The following is a 12,818-nucleotide window of genomic DNA, read 5'->3' as shown; positions in this document are numbered from 1 at the left end:
ACATAGAAGACCCCCCGTACGAGACGAACGGCAGCGGAATCCCCGCCACCGGCATGATCCCCAGCGTCATCCCGATGTTCTCGAAGGACTGGAACGCGAACCACGCCACCACCCCCGCCGCCACCACCGTGCTGTACAGCTCCGTGGACTCACGCGCGATCCGGCACGCACGCCACAGCACCACCCCCAGCAGCAGAATGATCGTCCCGGCGCCGAGGAAGCCGAGCTCCTCCCCTGCCACCGTGAAGATGAAGTCCGTCTGCTGCTCGGGCACGAACTGCCCGGTGGTCTGGGAGCCGTGGAAGAGGCCCGCCCCCGTCAACCCGCCCGAACCGATCGCGATACGCGCCTGGTTGGTGTTGTAACCGACACCCGAAGGATCAAGCGCAGGGTTGGCAAAAGCCGCGAAACGGTTGATCTGATACGTATCCAGGACCCCGAGCTGCCAGACCAGCACACACCCGAGGACACCCGCCGCGAGCAGCCCCGCGATCCAGCGGTTGGACGCGCCGGAGGCCAGCAGCACCGCGAGCACGATCACCACGATCACCATGACCGAGCCGAGGTCCGGCATCAGCAGGATGATCATGACGGGGAGCGCCGCGAGCCCGAGCGCCTCGACGACGGTGCGGTGGTCGGGGTACGCCCGGTCCCCCGCGTCGACCTTCCCGGCCAGGACCGTCGCCATCATCAGAATGATCGTGATCTTGGTGAACTCGGTGGGCTGGATGGAGAATCCGCCGCCGAGCTGGATCCAGGAGCGCGCGCCGTTGATGGTCGCGCCGAGCGGGGTGAGCACCGCGAGGATGAGCAGCAGCGAGATGCCGTAGAGGATGACCACCGCACCGCGCAGCGCCCGCAGGCCGACCCATACGGCGCCGATGGCCATCGCCATGCCCGCGCCGATGTTGAAGAAGTTCCGCAGCAGGAAGTAGTACGGGTCGCCGTGGTTGAGCTCGGCCCGGTTGCGCGTGGCGGAGTAGACGAGCGCGGTGCTCATCATCGAGAGGGCCAGGACGGCGAGCAGCATTATCCCGTCCAGGCGGCGCAGGACGGAGTCGCGGGCGGTGAGCCTGCCCCAGACGCCGCGTTCGGGGCTGAAGCGGCGGACCTTGTAGCCGTCTGTGGCGCTCATTCCTGCTTGTCCTCCTTCCGTGAGGGGGACGGGCTGGGCGGCTCGATCTTCTGCGCCTCGATGGTGCCGTCCTTCTCGATCTTCGGGAGGCCCGTCTCGGGGTGCGGCAGGAGCGCCTTGGCCGGGTCGGCGTGGCCCTTGTCGTCGACTCCGTAGAGCGCGTTGTAGATGTTGCGGACGGCGGGGCCCGAGGCGCCGGAGCCGGTGCCGCCCTGGGAGATGGTCATGATGACCGTGTAGTCGCTGGTGTAGGTGGCGAACCACGAGGTGGTCTGCTTGCCGTAGACCTCGGCGGTGCCGGTCTTGGCGTGCATGGGGATGTCCTTCTGGGGCCAGCCCTGGAAGCGCCAGGCGGCGGTGCCCTGGGTGGCGACACCGGCGAGGGCCGCGTCGATCTGGTCGCGGGTCCTGCGGTCGAAGGGCAGCGTGCCGTGCGCGGTGGGCTTGAGCTCCTGCACGTTCTTCCCGTCGGCGCTGACGACGGCCTTGCCGATGGTGGGGTCGTAGAGCGTGCCGCCGTTGCTGATGGCCGAGTAGATGGTGGCCATCTGGAGGGGGGTGACGAGTGTGTCGCCCTGGCCGATGGAGTAGTTGACGGAGTCACCGGCGCGCATGCGCATGCCGGACTCGCAGTTCTCCTTGGCGATCTTCCCGGCGTAGTCGTCCGCGCCCGGCTCCTGGCTCTGCTTGCACCAGGAGTCCTTGTTGGCCTCCCAGTAGCTCTTCTTCCACTCGCGGTCCGGGACCCGGCCCTTGACCTCGCCGGGGAGGTCGATGCCGGTCTCCTTGCCGAGCCCGAAGTCGTGGGCGGTGCGGTAGAACCAGTCCGCCGGGTGCTTGGGGTTGTTGCCGCCGTCCTTCTGCCACTGGCGGTAGGCCAGGTCGTAGAAGACGGTGTCGCAGGAGACCTCCAGCGCCCTGCCGAGGCTGATCGGGCCGTAGCCCTTGGACTCGAAGTTCTTGAAGACCTGGCCGCCGATGCTGTACGAGCTGGAGCAGTTGTAGTTGCCGTCGAAGGGGTAGCCCGCGCGGACGGCAGCGGTCGCGGAGATGACCTTGAAGATGGAGCCGGGCGCGGCCTGGCCCTGGATGGCCCGATTGAGCAGCGGGTAGTTGGAGTCCTTGCCGGTGAGCGCCTTGTAGTCCTTGGCGGAGATGCCGCCGACCCAGGCGTTGGGGTCGTAGGTCGGGTTGGAGGCCATGGCCACGACGCGGCCGGTCTTCGACTCCATCACCACGACGGCGCCCGCGTCGGCCTTGTAGTTGACGCCGGTGTTCCGGTCGAGCTCCTTCCGGGCGTCCTTCATCGCCTGGTCGAGCTCGTGTTCCGCTATGGCCTGCACGCGGGCGTCGATGCTGGTGACGAGGTTGGCGCCGGGCACGGCCTTGTCGCTCTTGGCCTTGCCGATGACCCGGCCGAGGTTGTCGACCTCGTAGCGGGTGACGCCCGCCTTGCCGCGCAACTGGGTGTCGTACTGCCGCTCGAGACCGGAACGGCCGACCTGGTCCGAGCGGAGCAGCGGGGCGGGTCCCGTCTTGGTCCTGGTGATCTCCTCGTCGGTGACGGGCGAGAGATAGCCGAGGACCTGGGCGGCGTTGGCGCCGCCGGGCCCGGCGTAGCGGCGTACGGCGGTGGGTTCGGCGGTGACGCCGGGGAAGTCCTCGGCGCGCTCGCGGATCTGGAGGGCCTGCTGGGTGGTGGCCTCGTCGGTGATGGGGATGGGCTGGTAGGGCGAGCCCGCCCAGCACGGCTTGGGGGTCTTGGCGTCGCAGAGCCGCACCTTGGCGGCGACGTCCTCGGGCCTGAGGCCGAGGACGCCCGCGAGACGGGCCAGTACGGCCTTGCCGCGGTCGTGCATCTTCAGCAGGTCGGTGCGGTTGGCGGAGACGACGAGGCGGGTCTCGTTGTCGGCGAGGGGGACACCGCGGGCGTCCAGTATCGAGCCGCGGGTGGCGGGGGCGACGACCTGCTGGATGTGGTTGTCGGCGGCCTCGGCGGTGTACTGGGCGCCCTGGCGGATCTGGAGGTACCAGAGGCGTCCGCCGAGGGTGAGGAGGAGGGAGACGACGATGATCTGGATGGTGACGAGGCGAATGGTGACGCGGGAGCCCCGCCCGCTCTCGGGAAGGCCGCCGGTCATAGCCGCTTGACCCCCTTGACTCCCTTGACACGGCCGCCGAGCCCCCGGCCACCACCGAGGCCCCGGCCGCCGCTCGCCCGGGCACCCGGCCGCCTGCCGGACCTGCCCCCGAGGAAGCCTCCGGTACGGCCGCCGAGGCGGGGGTAGACGCCCTCGCCACCGCCGCCCATGGTGGCGGGGCCGCCCTCGCCCGCGAGCGGGTCGTTCTCGGTGCGCCGGGCGAGCGCCATGATCAGCGGCACGGTGAACGGGGCGAGCAGCAGGTCGTAGAGGGTCGCGGTGACGACGAGGCCGGTGAGGCCGACGTGGCGGGCGGCGGTGTCGCCGACGAGGGAGCCCACGCCCGCGTAGAGCAGCGTGGAGACGACGGCCGCGGCGACCACGACGAACATCGGCAGGGCGACGGAGCGGACCCGGCCGGTCTCCGGCTTGGTGAGCCCGACCAGATAGCCGACGACGCACAGCACGAGGGCGTAGCGCCCGGTGGCGTGGTCGGCGGGGGGCGCGAGGTCGGCGAGCAGTCCGGCGCCGAAGCCGATGAGGGCGCCGCTGGTATGGCCGTAGACGAGGGTGAGGCCGACGACGACGAGAAGCATCAGGTCGGGTACGGCGCCGGGGAGATGGAGGCGGGCGAGGACGGTCACCTGGACGACGAGGGCGATGACCACGAGCCCGGAGGAGAGCAGGATCCGGTTGATGCGCATCGGTTCAGTCCTGGGGAGAGGCGCTCGCGGACGTGGAGGGGGTGACCGTGACGGTCACCGTCGGGGTCGGCTTGACCTCGGGTTTCGGTGGCAGGACGCTGTCGCGGGGATCGGAGCGGGGGGCCTCGACGACGACGCCGACGATGTCGAGCCGGCTGTAGCCGACGAAGGGCCGCACCTGGAGGGTGCGGGTCAGACTGCCGCCCGCGGGCTCGACACGGGTGACCTCGCCGACGGGGACGCCGGGGACGAAGGGCTTGTCCCTGCTGGAGCCGAAGGTGACGAGCCGGTCGCCCTCGTGGACGGCGGCCTTGCCGTTGAGGAGCTCGACCCGCACGGAGTGGTCGCCCTGGCCGGTGGCGAAGCCGATCTCGCCGGTCTTCTCCATCCGGGTGCCGACGGTGAACTTGGGGTCGGTGGCGAGCAGGACGGTGGCGGTGGAACGGGAGACGGTGGTGACGCGGCCGACGAGGCCGTCGCCGTCGAGCACCGTCATGTCGCGCTTGATGCCGTCGTCGCTGCCCGCGTCGATGGTGACGGTCCAGGAGAAGCCCTGGGCCGCTCCTATGGCGATGACCTGGGCGCCCTTGATGCCGTACTGGCCGCGGCCCGCGGTCTTGAGCAGGGAGTCGAGCTCGCGGACGCGGGTGCGGTTGCGGTCGTCGCTGCCGAGGCGCTGCTTGAGGTCGGCGTTCTCGCGTTCGAGCCGGGCGATGCGGCTGTGGCGGCCGCCGGAGTCCCGGACGGCCGCGACGGCGTTGCCGACCGGGTCCACGGCGTCGGCGACGCCCTCCTCCACCGGCCCGAAGACGGAGGCGGCGGCGCGCCGGACGCCGTCGAGCGGGGACTGCTCACCACCGCGGATGTCCACGGTGATCAGCGCGAACGCGACGGCGACCAGCAGCACCAGCAGCAGCCGGCTCTCTCGTGTGTCCCTCACGTGCGGCGGCGTGCCCTTCTCGTCGGACCGGCCGGCTGCGGTCCGGACCGGTCATCGGGAGCGTTCTGCCTGTATATCAGGTTGTTGGGCGGCGACAACCGCAGCCGGACACGGCCATACGACGGCCTTTACGTACGGCCTTAACGACGAGGCTGGGCGTCCAGCACCTGCTGGAGCGCCTCGAACTCCTCTACGCACTTGCCGGAGCCGAGCGCGACCGAGTCCAGCGGGTCCTCGGCGATGTGGATCGGCATGCCGGTCTCCCGGCGCAGCCGCTCGTCGAGGCCGCGCAGGAGGGCGCCGCCGCCCGTGAGAACGATCCCGCGGTCCATCACGTCACCCGAGAGTTCCGGCGGGCACTTGTCGAGGGTGGTCTTGACGGCGTCGACGATGGAGTTGACGGGCTCCTCGATGGCCTTGCGGACCTCGGCCGCGGAGATGACCACGGTCTTGGGCAGGCCGCTGACCAGGTCCCGGCCGCGGATCTCGGTGTGCTCGTCCTGCTCCAGGTCGTAGGCCGAGCCGATGGTGATCTTGATTTGTTCGGCGGTGCGCTCGCCGAGCAGGAGGCTGTACTCCTTCTTGATGTGCTGGATGATCGCGTTGTCCAGCTCGTCGCCCGCGACGCGGATGGACTGCGCGGTGACGATGCCGCCCAGCGAGATCACGGCGACCTCGGTGGTGCCGCCGCCGATGTCCACGACCATGTTGCCGGTGGCCTCGTGGACGGGGAGGCCGGAGCCGATCGCGGCGGCCATCGGCTCCTCGATGATGTGCACCTGGCGGGCACCGGCCTGGGTGGAGGCCTCGATCACGGCGCGGCGCTCGACACCGGTGATGCCGGAGGGCACGCACACCACGACGCGGGGACGGGCCATCCAGCGCCGCTTGTGGATCTTGAGGATGAAGTACCTGAGCATCCGCTCGGTGATCTCGAAGTCCGCGATCACCCCGTCCTTGAGGGGGCGGACGGCGACGATGTTGCCCGGGGTACGGCCGATCATCTTCTTCGCCTCGGCACCCACGGCGAGGATGCCGCCGGTGTTGGTGTTGATGGCGACGACGGACGGTTCGTTGAGGACGATGCCGCGGCCTCTGACGTACACCAGCGTGTTGGCGGTCCCGAGGTCGACAGCCATGTCACGGCCGATGAACGACATGTTGTTCCCCATGAGGATACGTCTGGCCTTCCCAGCTGGAGCGGAATGCTTACTTGAGGTCGGCAGGTGTGCGGTGTGCGGGCGCTGCGGTGCGCGGAACCTTCATCGTAGTCTCGACCGGTCGTACGCGGCGCGAGGGTTCCTCCGCCATTGTCGGCGGAACGCAACCGCGCCCCAGTAATGGTGACGTCGTGTCGGAGTGAGAGGTTCCCTCGTTCGCCGCGCATATGCCAGGGGGCGACCGAAAAGAAAATCGGCCGCCCCTGATCAGAATGGGTGCGTCTCTGATGAACTATCAGGCAAGGCCCGGAAAGAAAATCTTGATTTCCCGCTGGGCGGACTCCTCGGAGTCCGAGGCGTGGATGAGGTTCTCGCGCGTGATGGTGCCGAAGTCACCACGGATGGAGCCGGGGGCGGCCGAGATGGGATCGGTGGGCCCGGCGAGCGCACGGACCCCCTCGATCACCCGCTCGCCCTCGACCACCATGGCCACGACGGGCCCGGAGGACATGAACTGCATCAGCGGCTCGTAGAAGTCGCGGCCGACGTGCTCGGCGTAGTGCTGCTCCAGGGTGCCGCGGTCGAGGGTGCGCAGCTCCAGCGCGCCGATCGTCCAGTCCGCCTTGCGCTCGATACGGCCGACGATCTCGCCGATCAGGCCACGCCGCACGGCGTCGGGCTTGAGGAGGACGAGGGTGCGCTGGCTCATGGTGCGGCTCTCCTTGCGGGGTGCTGACTCGGTGCGGCGAGGGTACCTCGGATCTTGACCCGGATGGGTGGCCGTCTTCCTTTGCCTGCGCCTACGAGCTCGGGCCTGAGCGTTGTACGGCGTCTGCGGCCCGGTGGGGGCTTGTCGCGCAGTTCCCCGCGCCCCTTTGGGCCGGGGCGGGGTGCGCCCCGTCAGGGGCGCGGGGAACTGCGCGCGCAACCACGACGCGCCCGCAGACGAGGGGCCACGCACGCCCTGAAGGGGCGCGGGGAACTGCGCGACCGGCCACGTACGGCCCGCAGTCGCCAGCCTGCAGAAGGAACCGGGCTAGGAGGCGAACCCCACTACGCGGGGTCACCCACCTCGGTCTGCTGCGCCGCAAAGCGGCGCTTCGCCTCGTCGATCTTGCCTCCGAAGTGCACGGAAGCCCACCACAGCCCGCCGAAGACGACGCCCAGGATGAACATCATCGGCACGACGAAGCCGCTCACGATCAGCCCGATCTGCAGCAGCCAGCCCAGCTGCACGCCGCCCGGCCGCCCGAGCATCCCGCACAGCAGAACGCTCAGCACCATCGCCGTACCGCTGACGGCCCACACCGTGCCGGTGGGCACGTCGGAGGTCTGCATGGCCACCAGACCGGCGAACCCGATGATGAAGAATTCACCGATCAGGGTGCTGGAGCAGAGCATGCGCATGGTCAGTCCCTTCCGAGGAGCAGCCGGGCCTCGCCGACCGTGAGCACGGAGCCGGTCACCAGGACACCGGCGCCGGAGAACTCGCCCTCCTCCTCGGCGAGGGTGATGGCGGCCTCCAGCGCGTCGTCGAGCCGGGGCTCGACCTGGACCCGCTCGGCGCCGTAGACCTCGACCGCTATGGCGGCCAGCTCGTCGGCGTCCATGGCGCGCTGGGTGGAGTTCCGGGTCACCACGACCTCGGCGAAGATCGGTTCGAAGGCTTCCAGGAGGCCCCGGACGTCCTTGTCGGCGCTGGCGGCGACGACGCCGATGAGGCGGCTGAAGCCGAACGCCTCGGTGATCGCCTCGGCGGTGGCGAGGGCGCCCGCGGGGTTGTGCGCGGCGTCGAGCACCACCGTGGGGCTGCTGCGCACGACCTCCAGCCGGCCCGGCGAGGTGACGGCGGCGAACGCGGTGCGGACGGTGTCGATGTCGAGGGTGCGGGCGTGCTCCGAGCCGATGCCGAAGAACGCCTCGACGGCGGCCAGGGCGACCGCGGCGTTGTGCGCCTGGTGGGCGCCGTGCAGCGGCAGGAAGAGGCCGGGGTACTCGCCGCCGAGGCCGCGCAGCGTCAGCAGCTGGCCGCCGACGGCGACCTCGCGGGAGACGACGCCGAACTCCATGCCCTCGCGGGCGACCGTCGCGTCGACCTCGACCGAGCGCTTGAGCAGCACCTGCGCGGCGTCGACCGGCTGCTGGGCGAGGACGACGGTGGCGCCCTGCTTGATGACCCCGCCCTTCTCGCCCGCGATGTCGCCGGTGGTGGCGCCGAGGCGGTCGGTGTGGTCGAGCGCGATGGGGGTGACGACCGAGACGATGCCGTCCACGACATTGGTGGCGTCCCAGGTGCCGCCCATGCCGACCTCGACGACCGCGACGTCCGCCGGGGCGTCGGCGAAGGCCGCGTACGCCATGGCGGTGAGCACCTCGAAGAAGGAGAGGCGGTGCTCCTCCTGGGCGTCGACCATCTCCACGTACGGCTGGATGTCGCGGTACGTCTCGATGAAGCGCTCGGCGCTGATGGGCGCGCCGTCCAGGCTGATCCGCTCGGTGACGGACTGCACGTGGGGGCTGGTGTAGCGGCCGGTGCGCAGCTCGAAGGCGCCGAGGAGCGCCTCGATCATGCGGGCGGTGCTGGTCTTGCCGTTGGTGCCGGTGACGTGGATGGCCGGGTAGGCGCGCTGCGGCTGCCCGAGGATGTCCATCAGGGCCTCTATGCGGCGCAGCGAGGGGTCGAGCTTGGTCTCGCCCCAGCGCCCGGCCAGCTCGGTCTCCACCTCGCGCAGCGCCCGGTCGACCTCGGGGTCCTCGGGGCGGGCCGGGATGCCGTCGCCCTTGGGCGGGCCGCCCTGCGTGCGCAGGGTGCGGCTGCCGGCCTCGATCACGGCAAGGTCGGGGTCTCTGTCGGTCTCGGCGTCGACAATCTCGGCAAACCGGTCTTCTTCGCCGGTGCCGGTCTCGTCGCTGTCGTCGTTCAGGGGGCGCTCGGTCACGCGGTCCAGTCTACGGAGGGGCACTGACAGCGCGGCCATCAGGCGCCCGGGGGCAGGTCCCGGGCGCGCCCGTCGGATGCCGTGGTGGTGTGCGGCGGCGCGCGGCGCTCAGGCGCCGGGGGCCAGGGCCGCGCTCATCATGGCCTTGGCCACGGGGGCGGCGAGGCCGTTGCCGCTGACGTCCGAGCGGGCGGCGTCGCTGTCGGCGATCACGACGGCCACGGCGATCTGCTTGCCCTCGCTGTTCTGCGCGTAGGAGACGAACCAGGCGTACGGGGTGCCGCTGTTGTCGACGCCGTGCTGGGCGGTACCGGTCTTGCCGCCGACGGTCAGGCCGTCGATCTGCGCATTGCTGCCGGTGCCCTTGTCGACGACCGTCTGCATGGCGGACTTCAGCTGGCGCGCGGTGTCGGCGGACATCGCGGTGGAGTACTCCTTGGGGTCGCTCTTCTCCAGCACGCCGGAGCTGCCGTCGGTGACGCGGTCGACGAGGCGGGGCGTCATCAGCTTGCCGTCGTTCGCGATGGCGGAGGACACCATGGCCATCTGGAGCGGGGTGGCCTGGTCGTCGAACTGGCCGATGCCGGACAGCGCGGTCTGGGCCGCGTCCATGCCGCCGGTCGGGTAGACGCTCTTGGCGGCGCGGACGGGGATGTCGAGCTTGTCGTCGTTGAAGCCGAACTTCTCGGCCTGCTCGGCGACCTTCTTCTGGCCGAGGCGCTCGGCGAGGTGGCCGAAGACGTTGTTGCAGGAGTACTGGAGCGCCGTGCGGATGCTGGCGTTGGTGCAGGGGGCGCCGGCGTCCTCGTTGGGGAGGTAGGTGCGGGTGCCCGGCAGGAGGTACGGGTCGGGGCTGTCGGTGGGCTCGTCGACGGAGTGGTAGAGCCCGTTCTCCAGGGCGGCCGCGGCGACGACGAGCTTGAAGGTCGAGCCCGGCGGGAAGGTCTGCCGCAGCGCCCGGTTGACCGTCGGCTTCGTCTTGTCCTTCTCCAGCGCCTCCCACGCCTTCTGGTCGGCGCCGGAGGACCCGGCGAAGGCGCCCGGGTCGTACGAGGGGGTGCTGACCAGGCCGAGGATCGCGCCGGTGGCGGGGTCGATGGCGACGGCGGCGCCGGTCTTGCCGCCCATGGCCTTGGCGGCCGCCTTCTGCACGGCCGGGTCGATGGTGGTGATCACGTCACCCGGGGTCGGCGTCTTGCCGGTCAGGACGTCGGAAGGGCTCTTCAGCCGGGAGTCCGTGCCGGTGAGGACGGATTTGTAGAGGTTCTCCAGCTGCGTGCTGCCGTAGATCTGCGAGGAGAAGCCGGTGACCGGCGCGTAGAGCTCGCCGTCGGTGTAGGTGCGCTTGTACTTCAGGTCGCCGTCGGTCGTGGTGGAGCCGGTCAGCCGGGTGCCGCCCCCGGCGAGGATGTTGCCCAGCGGCCGGGAGTAGGCGGCTATGGCCAGGCGCCGGTTGTGGGGGTTGTCGTCGAGGCTGCCCGCCTGGGCGGCCTGGACCCAGGTGGCGCGGACGAGCACGGCGAAGACCAGCAGCAGGGAGAAGACGGCGACGTGCCGGACTGGTTTGTTCATCGGGGGCGCGGTCCCTCTCCTTGGCATACGGTTTTCCCGAAAACTCCGTTAAGCGGAGTTAGTGTTCCCCGACTCCATGAGAGCTGGGTGAGAAACCGGTGAGCAGGCCGCCGTCCGAGGACCGGGAGCGGCTCCAGGCAGTGCTGGAGGCGCTGCCCGCAGGCGCGCTCGTCCAGGGCCCGGCGGACGAGGTGCTGGCCGCCAATCAGCGCTTCATTCACATGTTCGATCTGGAAGGGCTGGTGGACCTCTCCCCCGGCGCCCCCATGCGGCCGGTCGTCCCCCTCGTGCAGTCCCGCTTCGCCGACGGGTACGGGCTTCCCGGCACCGCGGGCGACATCCTCACGGGGCACCACCGCATCCACCGGACGGCGGAGATCCCCCTGGCGGACGGGCGCACCGTCCGGCGCGAGGTCGAGCCGCTGCGCCACGCCGGGCGGCACCTGGGCGCGCTGTGGACCTTCCACGACATCACCGCCCGCAAGCGCCGGGAGCACGACCTGGAGCGCGACAACCTCGCGCTGACCGAGCTCGCGCGGCAGCGCAACGCGTTCACCGCGGCCGCGTCGCACGAGCTGCGGACCCCGCTGACCTCGATCATCAGCTTCTGCGAGCTGCTGACCGCCCCGGCCGGGCGCGGCGGCCTCGCCACCGAGCAGCTCTCCTTCCTGGAGGCCATCCGGCGGAACGCCGACCGGATGCAGCGGGTGATCGCCGACCTGCTGCTGACCACCCGGATGCGGGCCTCGGCGATGGAACTGGAATTTGACTCCGTGGACATGGCCGAAATGCTCCGGGACGCCGTCCTGGACCGGCTGGCCACCCCGGAAGGAGCGGCCGTCTTCACCGTGCTGGACTGTGCGCCCGGCCCCGCCCTCCGAGGCGACCGACACCGTCTACAGCAAGTGCTGGCGAATTTGCTGGAGAACGCTGCGAAATTCACTCCTACGGATGGCCGGATCACTGTCACGGCCACCGCCCGTGGCCATTTCTGGGAGATCGAGGTCGCCGACACCGGAATCGGCATCCCGGAGAAATTCCGCGAAGAGATCTTCACCGGTTTCGTCCGCGCCCCGAATGCGACCGGCGGCGGCTACCCCGGCACCGGGCTGGGCCTCGCCATCAGCCGCACCGTCGTCCAGTTGCACGGCGGCACGCTCACGGCGGGCGGCACCGAGGGTGAGGGCGCGGTCTTCCTGATCCGGCTCCCGCTGTCCGGACCGGGCCCGGTGGAGGGACCGGGCCCGGTGGAGGCCGGGGCATGAGCCGCCGCCTCCTCGTCGTCGAGGACGACCCCGACCTCGCGCTCGCGCTGCGCACCCTCCTGGAGCGGGCGGGCTACGAGGTGATCCACGCGGACAACGGGCGCGACGGGCTCCGGCTGCTGTTCTCCGAACGGCCCGCGCTGATGCTCCTCGACGTCGGCCTGCCCCAGCTCAACGGCTGGGAGGTACTGGAACGCACCCGCGACCTCAGCGACCTCCCCGTCCTCCTGCTCACCGCCCGCGGCGCCGAGACCGACCGGGTACGCGGCCTGCGCGCCGGAGCCGACGACTACCTCCCCAAGCCCTTCGGCAACGACGAGCTCCTCGCCCGCGTCGAGGCCCTGCTGCGCCGGACCGCGCCCACGCGCTGGGCCGGCGACTCCTTCGACGACGGCCTGCGCCTCGTCCCCGAACGCCGCTCCGCCATCTGGCAGGGCCACGAGGCGCGGCTCAGCGACATCGAATACCGCCTCCTCCAGGTCCTCGTCCGCAACCGCGGCCGCGTCATCACCACCGACCAGCTCCTCGACCGCGTCTGGGACGACCCCGAGGGGACGGGCCGGGAGCGCGTCAAATTCGCCGTCCTCCGGCTGCGGCGCAAGCTGCGACAGGCGGCGGGCGACGAAGCGGCGGATCCGCTGGAAGCGGTCCGCGGCCTGGGGTACCGCTACCGGGCGCCGGACTGACGTACCGCCTGCGGCGGGCGCGGCCGGGTGGGGTTGCCGTGAGTGGTGATTCCTTGTCCGGGGCTGCGCCCCCGGCCCCGCTTCGCCCACTGGGCTGCCACTTGCGCTCCACGCGCGACTGCGGGCCGGTGGGGGTTGCTCGCGCAGTTCCCCGCGCCCCTGGCGGGGGCGCGATGCTGCGCCCGGGCATGCGCCCCTGAAAGGGGTGCGGGGAACTGCGCGACCGGCCACGAACAGCCCGCAGACGCGGGCCGGGCTCAAGGGGCAGCCCAGTAG

At 70.8% G+C, this 12,818-nt stretch carries 11 protein-coding genes; 2 read left to right on the top strand and 9 right to left on the bottom strand.

The genetic code is table 11. From position 1 onward, the window contains the following. The 9 genes from K6I34_RS18740 to K6I34_RS18700 form a co-directional block, all read right to left on the bottom strand. Nucleotides 1-1,135 (bottom strand): FtsW/RodA/SpoVE family cell cycle protein (locus tag K6I34_RS18740; protein WP_229327432.1); only part of this gene is annotated, 1,135 nt, incomplete at its 3' end. Beyond that, nucleotides 1,132-3,276 (bottom strand): penicillin-binding protein 2, encoded by a 2,145-nt coding sequence (mrdA, locus tag K6I34_RS18735; RefSeq protein WP_229327431.1) that lies wholly within the window; start codon nucleotides 3,274-3,276, stop codon nucleotides 1,132-1,134. The genes K6I34_RS18740 and mrdA, both read right to left, overlap by 4 nt. Then, nucleotides 3,273-3,980 (bottom strand): rod shape-determining protein MreD, encoded by a 708-nt coding sequence (gene mreD / locus K6I34_RS18730; protein ID WP_229327430.1) that lies wholly within the window; start codon nucleotides 3,978-3,980, stop codon nucleotides 3,273-3,275. Before mreD ends, mrdA begins: the two co-directional genes overlap by 4 nt. Nucleotides 3,981-3,984: 4 nt before the next feature. Then, nucleotides 3,985-4,920 carry a rod shape-determining protein MreC gene (gene mreC, locus K6I34_RS18725; RefSeq protein ID WP_229327429.1) on the bottom strand — a complete coding sequence of 312 codons (936 nt, stop codon included), beginning with the start codon at nucleotides 4,918-4,920 and terminating at the stop codon, nucleotides 3,985-3,987. A 140-nt stretch (nucleotides 4,921-5,060) separates the two neighbouring features. Next, the gene (locus K6I34_RS18720) at nucleotides 5,061-6,080 is read right to left on the bottom strand and encodes a rod shape-determining protein (RefSeq protein ID WP_004950903.1); all 1,020 of its coding nucleotides are present in this window, start codon (nucleotides 6,078-6,080) and stop codon (nucleotides 5,061-5,063) included. Between the two features lie 295 nt (nucleotides 6,081-6,375). Further along, complete coding sequence (gene ndk, locus K6I34_RS18715; RefSeq protein WP_229327428.1) at nucleotides 6,376-6,789, bottom strand: nucleoside-diphosphate kinase; 414 nt, start codon at nucleotides 6,787-6,789, stop codon at nucleotides 6,376-6,378. Nucleotides 6,790-7,133: 344 nt separating this feature from the next. Beyond that, nucleotides 7,134-7,487: a DUF4233 domain-containing protein gene (locus K6I34_RS18710; RefSeq protein ID WP_229327427.1), complete on the bottom strand. Its 354-nt coding sequence runs from the start codon at nucleotides 7,485-7,487 to the stop codon at nucleotides 7,134-7,136. A 2-nt stretch (nucleotides 7,488-7,489) separates the two neighbouring features. Then, the gene (locus K6I34_RS18705) at nucleotides 7,490-9,019 is read right to left on the bottom strand and encodes a folylpolyglutamate synthase/dihydrofolate synthase family protein (protein ID WP_229327426.1); all 1,530 of its coding nucleotides are present in this window, start codon (nucleotides 9,017-9,019) and stop codon (nucleotides 7,490-7,492) included. A 108-nt stretch (nucleotides 9,020-9,127) separates the two neighbouring features. Then, the gene (locus K6I34_RS18700) at nucleotides 9,128-10,591 is read right to left on the bottom strand and encodes a penicillin-binding protein 2 (RefSeq protein WP_229327425.1); all 1,464 of its coding nucleotides are present in this window, start codon (nucleotides 10,589-10,591) and stop codon (nucleotides 9,128-9,130) included. Between the two features lie 98 nt (nucleotides 10,592-10,689). On the opposite strand from K6I34_RS18700, the gene K6I34_RS18695 reads away from it, so the two are divergent. Together K6I34_RS18695 and K6I34_RS18690 are read left to right on the top strand one after the other, a co-directional pair. Further along, the gene (locus K6I34_RS18695; RefSeq protein WP_229327424.1) at nucleotides 10,690-11,856 is read left to right on the top strand and encodes a PAS domain-containing sensor histidine kinase; all 1,167 of its coding nucleotides are present in this window, start codon (nucleotides 10,690-10,692) and stop codon (nucleotides 11,854-11,856) included. Next, nucleotides 11,853-12,542, top strand: a complete 690-nt coding sequence (locus tag K6I34_RS18690) for a response regulator transcription factor (protein WP_229327423.1) — start codon at nucleotides 11,853-11,855, stop codon at nucleotides 12,540-12,542. Before K6I34_RS18695 ends, K6I34_RS18690 begins: the two co-directional genes overlap by 4 nt. Nucleotides 12,543-12,818: the final 276 nt, after the last annotated feature.

The organism is Streptomyces sp. UNOC14_S4 (assembly GCF_020740835.1).
Classification (GTDB): domain Bacteria; phylum Actinomycetota; class Actinomycetes; order Streptomycetales; family Streptomycetaceae; genus Streptomyces.
Note: the sequence above shows the minus strand (reverse complement) of the source record. Positions and strands in the feature narration are given on the sequence as shown.